Source organism: Sphingomonas sp. P2_B6 (assembly GCF_056404755.1).
Window position 1 is genome coordinate 169,723 of sequence record NZ_JBFUDK010000007.1, and the last position, 14,087, is coordinate 183,809.

The following is a 14,087-nucleotide window of genomic DNA, read 5'->3' on the forward strand; positions in this document are numbered from 1 at the left end:
CTGCATGAGCGAGAAGCTGTCCGACGCGGCGCTCGACACGATCTTTCGTGCCGCGCGTACCTATAACGGCTATACCGACGAGCCAGTCGGCGAAGCCGAGCTGCGGGCGATCTGGGACCTGATGAAATGGGGCCCGACCTCGGCCAATCAGCTGCCCGCGCGGCTCGTGTGGTGCGTGAGCGACGGGGCCAAGGCGAAGCTCGCCACCTGCGCCAGCGCGCAGAACGCCCCGAAGATCCTCGCCGCGCCGGTGACGGTGATCCTGGGCATGGATACCAATTTCCACGAGAATCTGCCCGAGCTGTTCCCGCACAACCAGACCGCGAAGAGCTGGTTCGACGGCAATAGCGAGCTGCGCGAGGTCTCGGCGCTGCGCAACTCGACCTTGCAGGGTGCCTATTTCATCATCGCGGCCCGCGCGCTGGGGCTCGATACCGGGCCGATGTCGGGCTTCGACAATGGCAAGGTCGATGCGGCGTTCTTCGCCGACACACCGGCGGTGCGGTCCAACTTCATCTCGACCTTGGGGCATGGCGACCCCGCAACGATCTTCGATCGGCTGCCGCGGCCCGAGTTCGAGCGGTTCAACATCATTGCCTGAGACGAGCCGGATCCTCGTCATCGAAACGGCCACCGCCGCCTGCTCGGTCGCATTGATCGAAGGTGGGATCGAGGCGGGCGTGGTGATCGAGGCGCGACATGAAGTGGTCGGGCGCGGCCATGCCGAGCGGCTGGTGCCGATGATCGCCGAACTGCCCGGCGGCGGCCGGGCCCCGCGTATCCTGGTCGATTGCGGCCCGGGCAGTTTCACCGGCGTGCGCGTCGGCATCGCCGCGGCGCGCGGACTGGCGCTGGGCTGGGGCGCCGAAGCGTTCGGCTATTCCTCGCTGCCGCTGGTCGCCGCGGCCGGTTTCGCGCAGAATCCGGGCTGGTCGAGCCTTGCCGTCGTGCTGGAAGGCGGGCATGGCGAGGTCTTCATGCAGGCTTTCGACGTCCAGCTCGCCCCCCTTTCCGCGCTCGCCTCGCTCAAGCCGGAGGTGGCGCTCGTGGCGCTCGGCGAGCGACCGGCGATCGGCAATGGGGTCCGTTTCCTCAAGGCGCTGGACGACCGCCTGCCGTTGACCGAGGCACTGCCGCGCGCCGCCGATGCGGTGCTGCTGCCGGCGCCCCTTGCCACCCTGCCGCCCCGCCCGATCTACGGCCGGGCGCCTGACGCGAAGCCGCTCGCGCCGGCGCCATGAGCACGACCCTGAACATGATCGAATTGCGTTCCGGCAGCGTCGCCGATCTCACCCCGGTCGATCAGATCATGCAGGACGCGTTCGATCCGCGGTTTGGGGAGGCATGGACCCGCAACCAGTGCCTCGGCATCCTCGCCATGCCGGGCGTGTGGCTGACCATCGCGGCGGTCGATGGCACGCCGGCCGGCTTCGCCTTGTCGCGGATCGTCGCCGACGAGGCCGAATTGCTGCTGCTCGCGACCGCTCCGGCGATGCGACGCCGCGGCGTGGCCGCCGCTTTACTGCGTTCCGTCATTGCCGATGCCATAGGTTCCGGCGCCGTTACTCTCCATCTGGAAGTCCGTGAGGGCAATGACGCGATCAAGCTGTATCGCGGTACAGGTTTCGTTAAGGTTGGCGAGCGCCGTAACTATTATCGGGGTACCTCGGGTCAGGCATTTCACGCCTATACCTATCGTCGCAACCTTCCCTGAAAACGGTTCAATTCGCAATTGTTACTTGCACGTGGCGATCCAAAGTAGGATAGCGCGCGCCACGGTTGCGAATTCAATGCAAGCGAATAATGGGTCGAAAGGAATATAATGGATACGCAGAGCGAACTGCAGGAAACCTTGATAACGCTGACCGCGGATATTGTCGCAGCACATGTCAGCAACAATAGCGTGGCCGTTTCGGACCTGCCGGTGCTGATCGCCAACGTACATGGTGCGCTCGCAGGCCTTGGCGGCGCTGCGCCGGTGCCGGAAGTGAAGCAGGAACCTGCGGTTTCGGTGCGTTCCTCGATCAAGCCGGACTTTATCGTCTGCCTTGAGGACGGCAAGAAACTCAAGATGTTGAAGCGCCACCTGATGACGCATTATCAGATGACGCCCGAACAGTACCGCGCCAAGTGGAACCTGCCGGCCGACTATCCGATGGTCGCCCCCAACTATGCCGAACAGCGCCGCACCCTGGCGAAGAAGATCGGCCTGGGCACGAAGCGCCGCAAGACGACGCGCTGACCGGCCATCAGCTTCAGGAGTCCCCCGACCCTTCCCCCCGACGGGAAGGGGGGCTTCGGCTTATTGCGAGTCGGTCGCCCTTTATCAATAAGCCCAAAGAGACTACATGCGGGCCATGGCACGCAAGATAGATCTCGAAGCCCTGTGCAATGAAAAGGGCCTGCGGATTACCGACCAGCGCCGCGTCATCGCGCGGGTATTGTCCGAAGCCGAGGACCATCCCGATGTCGAAAAGGTCTATGCCCGCGCGTCGGCGATCGACCCCGGCATCTCGATCGCGACCGTCTACCGCACGGTGCGCCTGTTCGAGGAAGCCGGCATCCTCGACCGTCATGATTTCGGCGATGGCCGTTCGCGCTACGAGCCTGCCCCTGAATCGCATCACGATCACCTGATCGACGTCGAGACCGGCAAGGTGATCGAGTTCGTCGATCCCGAGCTTGAGCAGCTGCAAAAGGCGATCGCCGAACGACTGGGGTTCCGCCTCGTCGACCATCGCATGGAACTGTACGGCGTCGCTCTCGACCGCAAGTCCTGATCCTTGTCCAGCGCCGACCTGAGGCGTGCCGAGGCAGCGGCAGGCAGACCCACCCCGATCGACGCGCTGGGCTGGACCCGGATCGCCCTGCGCGCCGCGGGGCTGATCCTCGGGCTGCTGGTCACCGTGCCGCTCCATTATCTGTGGCGCCTGCTCCGCATCGGATCGCCCTGGCCGCGGATCTTCCTCGCCTGGGCCGGCCGCATCTCCGGGGCGCGGGTCGAGCGGGTCGGCGTGCCGCTCAAGCGCGACGTCTTCTATATCTCCAACCATCTGAGCTGGATCGATATCCTGGCGATCGCCGGGCAGAGCGGCACTGCCTTCGTCGCCAAGGAAGAGATCCGCGAGGCACCGGTGGTGGGCTGGCTCTCGACGCTCAACCGCACCGTCTATGTGAAGCGCGAAAACCGCATGGGCGTGGCCGAGCAGATCAACCAGCTGCGCGATGCGCTGTCCGACAATTGGTCGGTCACGGTGTTTCCGGAAGGGACGACGACCGACGGCAAGTCGCTGCTGCCGTTCAAGACGCCGATGCTGCGGGTGCTCGAACCGCCTCCGCCGGGCGTGCTCGTCCAGCCGGTATTGCTCGATTACGGCGCGGTGGGCGAGGAAGTCGGGTGGATCGGCCTCGAGGCCGGTATCGACAATGCCAAGCGCCTGTTGTCCAGGCGGGGCTCCTTCCGGATGAAGGTGCATTTCCTGGAGCCGTTCCATCCACGCGACTTTCCCGGGCGCAAGGCGATCGCGGCGGAGAGCCGGCGGCGGATCGAGGAAGCGCTGATGGCGTCGCTGGGCCATCCGCTTCGGCCGTTCGCTTACGCGGTCGACGCGGTGCGCTATGAGGCGCCGGCTCCTCCCCTTCCGGCAGATGGTGGAGGGGGCGAGCCGCTGGCATAGCAGGCGCGGAAGCCCCCTCCACCGCGCGAGCGCGGTCCCCCCCCGGTTCCGGGGAGGATTTGCGGCACCGCCTGCCTCGGCCTATAGGCGCCGCATCATGAAACCCTCCCCCAAGACCTTCCACGTCAAGTCGTTCGGCTGCCAGATGAACATGTATGACGGCGACCGGATGAGCGAGCTCATGGCCGCCGACGGGATGACCGCGACCGACGATGCCAATGCCGCCGACCTGATCGTGCTCAATACCTGCCATATCCGGGAAAGGGCGACCGAGAAGGTCTATTCCGACATCGGCCGCCTGCGGAAGCACGGCCGGACGCCGATGATCGCCGTCGCGGGCTGCGTCGCGCAGGCCGAAGGCGCGGAGATCGTGCGCCGGGCGAAGGTGGACGTGGTGGTCGGCCCGCAGGCCTATCACAACCTGCCCGAACTGGTGGCGAAGGCCGCGCGGGGCGAAGCCGCGCTCGACACCGACATGCCGGTCGAGACCAAGTTCGGCCATTTGCCCGCCCGCCGCCGCGTGCCGCCATCGGCGTTCCTGACGGTGCAGGAAGGGTGCGACAAATTCTGCACCTATTGCGTGGTGCCCTATACCCGCGGCGCGGAGGTAAGCCGGCCCTGGGCCGCGATCGTCGACGAGGCGAAGGCGCTGGTCGATGCCGGCGCGCGCGAGATCACGCTGCTGGGGCAGAATGTGAATGCATGGGAAGGCGAGGACGCGGCCGGCCGCACCGGCGGGCTGGACGCGCTGGCGCGCGAACTCGACCGGATCGAGGGGCTGGCGCGCATCCGCTACACCACCAGCCATCCCAACGACATGACTCAGGGCCTGATCGACGCGCACCGCGACGTGGCGAAGCTGATGCCGTTCCTGCATCTGCCGGTGCAGGCGGGCAGCGACCGCATCCTCAAGGCGATGAACCGCAGCCACAGCCGCGATTCCTATCTGCGCATCCTCGACCGGGTCCGCGCGGCACGGCCTGACATCGCGCTGTCGGGCGACTTCATCGTCGGCTTTCCGGGAGAGACCGAGGCGGATTTCGCGGAGACGCTGAGCCTGGTGGACGCCGTCGGCTATGCCCAGGCGTTCAGCTTCAAATACAGCCCCCGCCCCGGCACGCCCGCAGCCGACATGGGCGAGCAGATTCCGGCCGAGGTGATGGACGAACGGCTGCAGCGGCTCCAGGCAGCGATCAACCGCGACCAGGAGGCGTTCAACAAGGCGACCGTCGGCCGGGCCTGCGAGATATTGCTGGAACGCAAGGGCAAGCTGCCGGGCCAGCTGATCGGCAAGAGCCCGTGGCTGCAATCGGTGCACCTCGTGTCTGGTGGGGCGATCGGGGATATGGTCGAGGTGGAGATCGAGGCGGCTTGGCCGAATTCGGTGTCGGGTGTCGAGCGGGTGCAGGTCGAGGCATGACTTACTCCCTCCCTACAAGGGAGGGCTGGGGTGGGTCAGCGGCGAGCGGGGCTCGATGCCCCGATCGTCGCTTCTGTCGGAACGTTCGGAGAGCTCGCTGCGCTCGCCACCCACCCCCGGCCCCTCCCCTGCAGGGAGGGGAGAGCTTCGTTGCCGAAAGATCGGCAGTGTTGCCCGTTTTCCTCTGTGCACCGCGCGTGCGCTCTGCCAAACTCGCGGGCGGATGCAGCTGACTCGCCCCTCCCCCGGAACACCGCACCGCGCGGTCCGTTCGGGTGAGTCGCCTCCTTTCCTCCCGCCTGAAGGAACCGCATGAGCCGCAAGCCTGTCCAAGCCCAGTCCGGTGATCGCAGCCGTGCCGAGATCGTGTTCGACAAGCCCCAACTCATGCCGCAGCTGTTTGGGGAGTTCGACAAGAACCTGTTGCAGCTGGAGAGCCGGCTTGGCGTGTACATCACGGCAAGGGGCAATCGCGTCGGCCTGGAAGGCACAGCGGAGTCGGTCGCGGAGGCGCGGGATGTGTTGCAAGGCTTGTACAATCGCATCGTGCGCGGCGAACGAGTCGATCAGGGTCTGGTCGAGGCAGTGATCACCATGTCCGCCGAGCCGACGCTCGAAGGCATCGTCCGCGCAGATGTCGGCGGGCCCCAGATCATGATCCGCACGCGCAAGAAGACGATCGTGCCGCGGACCATCGCACAGGCGCATTACATGCGCGAACTGCTCAACAACGACATCATCTTCGCGCTCGGACCGGCAGGCACCGGCAAGACCTATATCGCGGTGGCACAGGCCGTCGCGCAGCTGATCACCGGCAGCGTGCAGCGGCTGATCCTGTCGCGGCCGGCGGTGGAGGCGGGCGAGAAGCTCGGCTTCCTGCCGGGCGACATGAAGGAGAAGGTCGATCCCTATCTCCGCCCGCTCTACGACGCCTTGAACGATTGCCTGCCGGCGGAGCAGGTCGAACGACGCATCCTGTCGGGCGAGATCGAGATCGCGCCGATCGCTTTCATGCGCGGGCGGACGCTGGCCGATGCCTTCATCATCCTGGACGAAGCGCAGAACACCACGCCGGCGCAGATGAAGATGTTCCTGACCCGCTTCGGCGAGAACAGCCGCATGGTGGTGTGCGGCGATCCCAAGCAGACCGATTTGCCCGGCGGCATGGCGGCGTCGGGGCTGAACGACGCGGTCGGTCGGCTGGAGGGAGTCGAAGGACTGTCGATCTGCCGGTTCGGGTCGGGCGACGTGGTACGGCATCCGATCGTCGGGCGGATCGTCGAGGCATATGAGGGTGTGGATGCATAACAAGCTTGCTTTATCCCGACGTGTGCTGACCGCAAATACGGCGCAGGTGCGGAAGCTTGAATCGCTGAGGGCGACCCAGCAGCATCTTGGGAATACCAGCAAAGGCTGGATGATCGACGACGCTGAAGTGATTGCCCTCGCTGCGGAACTCGCCACTAGGCTCGGCACCTCCAAAAGGGCCGTCATCAAGTTGGCGCTATTATCATCTGAAGGTCGGGATACGTGACCGAGATGTTCATCTCCTCCCTCCCGTTCGCCCTGAGCTTGTCGAAGGGCTGCTCTTTCTTCGGCGCAAAGGGGAGAACAGTGCTTCGACAAGCTCAGCACGAACGGGGAATATGGCCCTGTGCTTGAAACAGCCCTCTCGATTGAATCGCCCTGGCCGGAGGCCACCGACTGGCAAGCGCTTGCCCTGCGCGCCGCGTCCGCAGCGATGGAGCGGACCGAGCATGGCGAGATGCTGACCGCGCCGGCGCTCGTCGAGATCTCGGTGCGCCTCACCACCGATGAGGAAGTACAGACGCTCAACGCGCAGTACCGGCAGAAGGACAAGCCGACCAACGTGCTGAGCTTTCCGATGGTGCAGGCCGATCTGCTTGAGACGATCGACCAGAATTCGGACGATGGCGAAGTGCTGCTCGGCGATATCGTGCTGGCGTACGGCGTGTGCGCGAGCGAGGCGGCCGAGAAGAATATCCCGATCGAGGATCATGCGACTCATTTGATCGTGCATGGCACACTGCATTTACTCGGCTATGATCATATGGAAGATCATGAGGCCGAGGCGATGGAGCGGATCGAGACCGAAGCGCTCGCTTCTCTCGGGCTCGAAGACCCCTATCTGATACGCGAGGACTGACACACTAATATGCCCGAAGGCGACAGTAGCAGCGGCACCGGACGAGACGCGGACGGCGCCGGAACCCAGGAAGGCAGCATATGGCGCTCCTTCCGCTCCTTCATCTTTGGCGGTCCGGGGGATGATTCGCTCCGCGCGCAGCTCGAAGAAGCGATCGACGCGCATGAGGACGAGCCCGGACCCGACGCGGCCGGCGACCTGTCCCCGCTCGAGCGCCAGATGGTGCGTAACCTGCTGCATTTCGGCGAGCGCGACGCAGGCGATGTCGGCGTGCCGCGCGCGGACATCGTCGCGGTTGAGGAGAAGACCAGCTTCGACGCCCTGATCAAGCTGTTCGCGGAGGCGGGGCACAGCCGGTTGCCGGTGTACCGCGAGAAGCTCGATACGATCATCGGCATGATTCATCTGAAGGACGTGTTCAACATCCTGGCGACCGGCGCCGAGCACCCGGCGACCCTGGAGGGGCTGATCCGCGAGCCGCTGTACGTGCCGATGTCGCGCGGGGCGCTCGATCTGCTGGCCGATATGCGGCAGAAGCGGGTGCATCTCGCCATCGTGCTCGACGAATATTTCGGGACCGAGGGGCTCGTCACGATCGAGGACCTGATCGAGGAGATCACCGGCGACATTGAGGACGAGCATGACGACGCGCCCGAGGCGCTGCTGATCCCACTCGATGGCGGCGCGTGGGAAGCCGATGCGCGCGCCGAGCTGGAGGATGTCGCCGAGACGATCGGCACCGAGCTGGAGGTGGACGGCGACATCGACACGATCGGCGGGCTCGCCGCGGTACTGGCCGGGCATGTGCCCCAGGCGGGCGAATGCATCCAGCATGACAGCGGCTGGACGATCGAAGTGATCGAGGCCGAGCCGACCCGGGTGGAACGGGTGCGGCTGCACCCGCCCAAGGCGCGGCCGGAGGGCGACGAGGGCTGAGCGGCGGGCGGTTGCGCTCTGCCTTGCGCCTCCCCCACCCCCGTTCGCCCTGAGCCTGTCGAAGGGCTGTTCTTTCTTCCGCCGAAGGGAAGAACAGTGCTTCGACAAGCTGAGCACGAACGGAGAGGAGTGTTTCCAGCAAGCCAGGTTTTCCTCTACGAACGCCCCGCCTGCCCCAACAAGGACCCCCGCATGTCGCCCCAAGACCTTGCCGCTTACGCCACGCGCGTGCTCGACGATGCGACGATCCCGCAGCTGCCAAAGCATTATCGCGGCAAGGTGCGCGACAATTACGATCTGGCGGACGGGCGCCGGGTGATCGTCGCGAGCGACCGGCTGAGCGCGTTCGACCGGATCCTCTGCGCGGTGCCGTTCAAGGGGCAGATCCTGACTCAAACGGCGCGCTTCTGGTTCGAGCAGACCGCCGATATCTGCGCCAACCATGTGCTCGGCTATCCCGACCCCAATGTGTTGCTGTGCCGCCGGCTCGACATCCTGCCGGTGGAGATCGTGGTGCGCGGCTATCTCGCGGGGACGACGGGCACCTCGATCCTGACGCTGTACAGGTCGGGCCAGCGCAGCATGTACGGCATGACCCTGCCCGACGGGATGCGCGACAATCAGGCCCTGCCCGAGCCTGTCATCACCCCGACCAGCAAGGAATTCGACGGCGGGCATGACGCGCCGCTGACCCCGGCCGAGATTCTCGAACACAAGCTGCTCACCCCCGCGCAATGGGAGGAGATCAGCGCCACCGCGCTTGCCTTGTTCGCACGCGGCCAGACGATGGCGGCCGAGCGCGGGCTGATCCTGGCCGACACCAAATACGAGTTCGGCGTCGACCCCGCCGGCAAGATCATCCTGGCGGACGAGATCCACACGCCGGACAGCAGCCGCTACTGGAAGCAGGCAAGCTATGCGGAGCGGTTCGCAGCCGGAGAGCGGCCGGAGAGCTTCGACAAGGACTTCATCCGCGCCTGGGTGGCGGCGCGGTGCGACCCCTATGTCGACCCGATCCCGGCGATTCCGCAGGAGCTCGTGCTGGGCACCTCGGCGATCTATGCCGAGGCGTTCGAGACGATCACGGGCGAGGCGTTCGAGCCCGATCTGGCGGGGGCGACGGTGCTGGAGCGGATTACCGGGCGGCTGGCACCGTTGTTCGAGGAGTAACCGGGTCGGGGCAACGTGCCCGGTCAAGGCATCGGTCTAGTTATACTGCACGGTAACGGTCACGCTGCCACTATAACTTTCCGCCGGCGTGGCGGCGGACAGGTTGAAGCTGCCGCCGACCTGGAGCGGCAAGGTGGCGGCTGCGCCGAGCGCGCCGCTGAGCACCTGCGCGCCGCTCACGGTGGGATTGGTGGTCACGGTAATGCTGCCGGTCGCTCCGGTCATGGTAAAACTCGGCACCGATACCGAGACGCTCTGCCCGCCTTCCCCACTGATGATGAAGGCGCCCGCGGCGGATGCAGACGAGCCGAGCGCCTTCACGCCGATGCCCGATACGGTGACCGCGCCGCTGGCCGGGGCGAGGCTGACGGTCCCGGCCCCGCTCGAAGGCTTGCTGATCCGCCCAAAGGCCAGGTTCTGCGACGCCGTGATGGCCAGCGCGCGGAATATGCGCGCCTGGACCAAGCCCGCCAAAACGCTTGCCTGACCAGCGCCATTCGTGCGCGAGACGGTCACGACGAAGGCGGCCGTGGCCAGCCCCGTCGCGGCGGCTGTGTCGTTGCCCTGAACCGGTAGATCGAAACCGACCCAGAATGTCCTGGTCTCACCGCGGCCAAGCGGATCGATGGTGAAGGAAATCGAACTGCCGCTCCCGGGTGGCGTGACGATCACGGCGGTTGCGCCCGATGTCGACACCGTGAAATTCTGCAGCGCCGCCGCGCGACCCGTAGGGGCACTCGTCGTCGTGATCGTCACCAGCACGTCATTGTCGTCGCACTTCTTCGAATTGTTGCATTCGACCGTGACGAGCGACCGAACCGCCGCGGTCGAGAGCCTGGTCCCGGCGCCGGAGATCCGCGAGACCGTGCCGCTCGCCGGATCGGTCCGCAGGAGGGTCTGACCGCCGGCGGCCGCCGCGACGTTACCGAAATCAGCCGTCGATATCGAGGCAACGGTGACCTTCTGCGCGCTGGCCGGGTCGGCGCAGGCAATGGCGGCATACAGCGCGACAATGGCCCAGAAGAGGAGACGGATCATCGTTGCGCACTCCGGTTGAAGAGGATTTCGCCCTCGGCGACGAGGGTTCGTCCATCGGTGCCGACCATGACCTTGACCGGCGCTGCGAGGCTCATTGCGAGGCGCTCGGCCTGATCCGGATCCAGCTCGATCCGGTAGGTGCCGGGCTTCACCGCATCGAACACCGCCGAGCCGTCGAATTCCGTGACGCCCGATATGGCCGCCCCCGAGACGGGGACCAGACGGATACGCACCGCGGAAAGACCGGTCATGCTGCGGTCCTTCTGTCGAAAACCGAGGCGGACGACGAGTTCGGAGCTGGGCACCATCGGGTAGAGGATCCGGGCGACATCCCCGGCCCTCGGGGTAAAGGCGATGCCCTGCGGCGGCGAGCTGACGAACACCGTGTCGGCACCGGACGTGTCGGCGCGCAGCATGGCGCCGGCCCCGTCGCCCAACCCCGTCACGAAGGCGCGGCCATGGGCGTCGGTCGTTACCGGGCGGCCCGCGCCCTGCAGCACGACGCCGGCGACGGGCGCCTCGCCCGGATCCGGAAGGCCGTTGGCGTTGGCGTCGACAAAGGCGACCAGCGCCGCGCTGCCGCCATTGGCTGGACCGGGCGCCGTCGCGCGATAGTGCCGGCCGAGCGGATCATAGACCAGGCCGAAATTGAGCTGCAACGCAACCCGCCAGCGCCGTTGGCCGGTCGCGTAATCCGCCCCAAGGGTCGCGTCCGCGAAAGGCAAATGCGCCGAGAGCCCAGCCTGCAGCGTCGTGCCGCCGCCCCGCCCGAAGACCCGCGTCGCACCCCAACGCAAACTATACCGATCATCGATGGCCCGGTCGGCGGTCAACCCCAGGTCGCGCAGCGTGAGGCTTGGCCTGATCTCGTAGTCGGCGCTGGCGCGCAATTGCCATCGGTAGTTGACGAAACGCGAGGCGGCGACGGTTCCGCTGAACTGGTCCGCCTTGAAACCCGGGCCCGTGCGGCGTGTATAATCATTGGCTAGCGCGACCAGCGTATCGGCGACGCTCAGGGTCGTGCGGCCCCGCGCGGAAAAACTGGTACCGCCGTCCGCGAACCGGGCATGGTCGAACCGGCCCGAAAAGGGCAGCCGAGCGCCGCCCGGCAAAGGCAGGGAGACATCGAAAACCAGCTCGCTGTAGCGCCGGAGCGGCCGGGACACGTCCCAGATGGCATTGGCCTCGTCTGCGAAGACCCCGGAATATTCGACGTGCCGGGCGACGAGGTTGAGACCTCCGACACGCCCGGCGGCAGCCAGCGACGCGGCGACGCCCCCTGCGATGTCCTTCGCCGCATCGGCCTGCACCGACATGCCGAGGAGCGACGTCCGGACACCTCCGGCGACCACGTCGTGCCGGCGGCCGGACATATCCGTATAACGCGACAGGCCGGCGCTGAGCGTCAATCCCGCGGTAAGGCCATGAGCGAGGCTGAGCACCGCGCGCATTGAACCACGGTCGCGCTCGCCAGGCAGGACATCGTCGCTCGACAGCGGAAGGACCGGCCGGTCCTGGACGACGATGCCGGCGTCGATCACGGTTTGTCCCGCAGCGAGCTGACCGCCCCCGACATTGATCACACGGGTCTGTTCGGCGCGCTCCCCCCGGGGGCCATAAAGCACGATGCGGATGATGTTGCGGCCGCGCACCAGCGGCACATCCGTGAAATCGTAACGACCCTGAGTCTTCACGCCCTGCTCGCCATTGCGCAGCACGTCGTTGACATAGAGCTCCACATCATAGCCGATCGGCAATTCGCCGCGCAGGTCGATACGCTGGAAGACGCTGGTATCCCCGATCCGCGCGGTGGACAGCGTGATGCCAGCGCCGCCGGTGCTGCGCGGACCGAGCGCCTGCGCGGGCGTGTAGACATCGCCGGCGGCGACGAAGCTCGCGTGCAGCGGGCCGAGGAGATCGCCGTCGATCGATCGCCGCTCGGCCCGCAGGCGCGCCGTCGAGAGATGTCCTAGATCGTCGGTCGCGACATAGCCGGTGACACTGGCGCGCGCCATGTCGAGCGCGATCCGTCCTTCCAGCCGCGTAATCGGCCGCGCGCGGCCGCTATCGTTGCCCAGTTCCAGCCCGATATCGAAGGCGGGGCGACCGAGCCAGCGATAGGGCGTGGCGACGCGCAGCACCTGATCGGCCGGATCGGGCGGGCCGGAAAGGCCGGCCATGCGCTGCGCCCGTTCGCGCCGGGACTGGAACGGCAGCTTTTCAGTGGCAGTCAGGACCAGCACCAGATCCTCCGGCGACGAGATTATGGTAATGGGAAGCAGCCGCTGAACCAGCGACGCTCTGAGGTAGATGTCGGTACCCGTTACCTTGACGTCCGCCGGGCCGATGGCGATGACGCCGCCGCCGAGCCGGGCCGTCCCCGCCGACAGGTCGATCGTGAGCGCGCGCTGGCTTTCGCCCAGCCGCCCGGTCACGAGCCCGGTGTCGGGATGTACCTCAAGCGGAAGATCGAGCAGACGGGACAGCTCGCCCAAGGGAATCAACGGGTCCGCAGGATCGCCATAGGCAGTCAGCGCATCCGTCAGAGTTGCATGGTCGATCTGCACAGCAAAGAGCAGCAACTGATCGGACAGGACCGACGCGTTTACGAGTTGCGCGGGCGCAACCCAGCCGTCTCCTGACGGGCCGGGCGCGGCCACCAGGAGGGCAAATGCCACAGGCTCGACCAACATTTCAGGGTACGGTGAACGTCCTTCTGGCAAGCTCGCCAGGCTTGCCGTCCGCGGTGAAATAGCTGACCGTCACCGCCTCGCCCTTGCGCAAGGCACGCGACAGGGGGATTCGGGCCAGGCGTTCGTCGACCTCCGGATAAACGCCGAGACCACGGACGAGGCCGACGACCTCCCCGGTCCCGCCCGTTCCGGCCCGCACTTCGAGATCGCCATAGAGCGACGTCGTTCCCTGGCGCATGACCGGTATTTCCAGCACTGGCTTGTCGCCTTCCAGCCTCCCCGCAATGGCGCCCAAGGTCGCGGTCGCATTGGCCGCTCCCGTTCGCACGATAAGCGGGATCGACACGCCGAAGATCGACTGGACCCTCAACACCAGCTCGCCCCTCGTTGTCGCCGCGACCTGTTCAGCGGTGAGGCCGGAATCGGGCGTGGGCAGCGTGGCGACGGTGAGGTGGGTGCGATATTCCACGACGTCAGTCGATTCCGGCAGGCTGGCGCGGATTCGGATCACCCTGCCCTGGCCGGGCGGCAGGGTCAGGCGGCTAGGAACCGCCAGCAGCAGGAGCCTGGCCGAACGCACCGACGCCGCGGCGGCGACCGCGGCCGGGCCCTTCTCGGCCGCGCGCGCCACCGGCAGAATCTCGCCGGACGGCAGCATCACATTGTCGATCAGCGCGACATCGACCGTCACGGCGGCATTGCCCTGGTTGAAGACATAGACCGTGTCGCTGCGCTTGGTGCGATCGAAGATGATTCGGCGCGGCGTGAGATTGATGTTCGCGACACCGGTCTCCGCCCCGCCCGCAACGGGCGGCGGTGGCGCCGCGGTCGTCTGCGACGCATTCTGGGCGGCAGCGCCGGCGCACAGGACGCACAGGGCGAAAGCGGTGGTGGCAGCGACCGCGGCGCGCGCAAGGGCGGGAGGGCCCTGCGTCGTATGGACTTCATGAACCTCGATCATCGCGGCGAGTGCCTATCTGCTAGCA

Annotated in this window: 15 protein-coding genes; 12 read left to right on the forward strand and 3 right to left on the reverse strand. The window is 66.5% G+C overall.

The window, feature by feature from the left end:
* Positions 1-4 precede the first annotated feature (4 nt).
* From AC1DX5_RS12355 to AC1DX5_RS12410, 12 genes are all read left to right on the forward strand, one after another.
* Positions 5-601, forward strand: coding sequence for a malonic semialdehyde reductase (locus tag AC1DX5_RS12355; RefSeq protein ID WP_478015705.1), 597 nt, complete (start codon positions 5-7; stop codon positions 599-601).
* Positions 594-1,241: a tRNA (adenosine(37)-N6)-threonylcarbamoyltransferase complex dimerization subunit type 1 TsaB gene (gene tsaB / locus AC1DX5_RS12360; RefSeq protein WP_478015707.1), complete on the forward strand. Its 648-nt coding sequence runs from the start codon at positions 594-596 to the stop codon at positions 1,239-1,241. The genes AC1DX5_RS12355 and tsaB overlap by 8 nt, the downstream gene beginning before the upstream one ends.
* Complete coding sequence (locus AC1DX5_RS12365) at positions 1,238-1,714, forward strand: GNAT family N-acetyltransferase (RefSeq protein ID WP_465172389.1); 477 nt, start codon at positions 1,238-1,240, stop codon at positions 1,712-1,714. Before tsaB ends, AC1DX5_RS12365 begins: the two co-directional genes overlap by 4 nt.
* Before the next feature lie 108 nt (positions 1,715-1,822).
* Complete coding sequence (locus AC1DX5_RS12370; RefSeq protein WP_465172388.1) at positions 1,823-2,242, forward strand: Ros/MucR family transcriptional regulator; 420 nt, start codon at positions 1,823-1,825, stop codon at positions 2,240-2,242.
* Between the two features lie 115 nt (positions 2,243-2,357).
* A complete protein-coding gene (locus tag AC1DX5_RS12375) occupies positions 2,358-2,780 on the forward strand; it encodes a Fur family transcriptional regulator (RefSeq protein ID WP_372853105.1) in 423 nt (140 codons plus the stop codon).
* A gap of 3 nt (positions 2,781-2,783) precedes the next feature.
* Complete coding sequence (locus tag AC1DX5_RS12380; RefSeq protein WP_465176062.1) at positions 2,784-3,677, forward strand: lysophospholipid acyltransferase family protein; 894 nt, start codon at positions 2,784-2,786, stop codon at positions 3,675-3,677.
* Between the two features lie 97 nt (positions 3,678-3,774).
* Positions 3,775-5,097, forward strand: coding sequence for a tRNA (N6-isopentenyl adenosine(37)-C2)-methylthiotransferase MiaB (gene miaB, locus AC1DX5_RS12385; RefSeq protein ID WP_478015709.1), 1,323 nt, complete (start codon positions 3,775-3,777; stop codon positions 5,095-5,097).
* Between the two features lie 312 nt (positions 5,098-5,409).
* Positions 5,410-6,405, forward strand: coding sequence for a PhoH family protein (locus tag AC1DX5_RS12390; RefSeq protein WP_465172384.1), 996 nt, complete (start codon positions 5,410-5,412; stop codon positions 6,403-6,405).
* Positions 6,398-6,631 (forward strand): hypothetical protein, encoded by a 234-nt coding sequence (locus AC1DX5_RS12395; protein ID WP_478015711.1) that lies wholly within the window; start codon positions 6,398-6,400, stop codon positions 6,629-6,631. Before AC1DX5_RS12390 ends, AC1DX5_RS12395 begins: the two co-directional genes overlap by 8 nt.
* A gap of 120 nt (positions 6,632-6,751) precedes the next feature.
* Positions 6,752-7,264, forward strand: coding sequence for an rRNA maturation RNase YbeY (ybeY, locus tag AC1DX5_RS12400; RefSeq protein WP_478015713.1), 513 nt, complete (start codon positions 6,752-6,754; stop codon positions 7,262-7,264).
* Positions 7,265-7,273: 9 nt separating this feature from the next.
* The gene (locus AC1DX5_RS12405) at positions 7,274-8,200 is read left to right on the forward strand and encodes a hemolysin family protein (RefSeq protein WP_465172381.1); all 927 of its coding nucleotides are present in this window, start codon (positions 7,274-7,276) and stop codon (positions 8,198-8,200) included.
* Positions 8,201-8,392: 192 nt separating this feature from the next.
* Positions 8,393-9,370: a phosphoribosylaminoimidazolesuccinocarboxamide synthase gene (locus tag AC1DX5_RS12410; protein WP_478015714.1), complete on the forward strand. Its 978-nt coding sequence runs from the start codon at positions 8,393-8,395 to the stop codon at positions 9,368-9,370.
* Positions 9,371-9,406: 36 nt separating this feature from the next.
* Here the strand turns inward: AC1DX5_RS12410 and AC1DX5_RS12415 are convergent, their stop codons facing one another.
* Genes AC1DX5_RS12415 through AC1DX5_RS12425 form a run of 3 tightly spaced genes read right to left on the reverse strand, consistent with a single transcriptional unit; the run spans position 9,407 to position 14,062 of the window.
* Positions 9,407-10,408 (reverse strand): DUF4402 domain-containing protein, encoded by a 1,002-nt coding sequence (locus AC1DX5_RS12415; RefSeq protein ID WP_478015716.1) that lies wholly within the window; start codon positions 10,406-10,408, stop codon positions 9,407-9,409.
* The gene (locus tag AC1DX5_RS12420) at positions 10,405-13,086 is read right to left on the reverse strand and encodes a hypothetical protein (protein ID WP_478015718.1); all 2,682 of its coding nucleotides are present in this window, start codon (positions 13,084-13,086) and stop codon (positions 10,405-10,407) included. Before AC1DX5_RS12420 ends, AC1DX5_RS12415 begins: the two co-directional genes overlap by 4 nt.
* A 16-nt stretch (positions 13,087-13,102) precedes the next feature.
* Positions 13,103-14,062 carry a hypothetical protein gene (locus AC1DX5_RS12425; protein WP_478015720.1) on the reverse strand — a complete coding sequence of 320 codons (960 nt, stop codon included), beginning with the start codon at positions 14,060-14,062 and terminating at the stop codon, positions 13,103-13,105.
* Between the last annotated feature and the right edge of the window lie 25 nt (positions 14,063-14,087).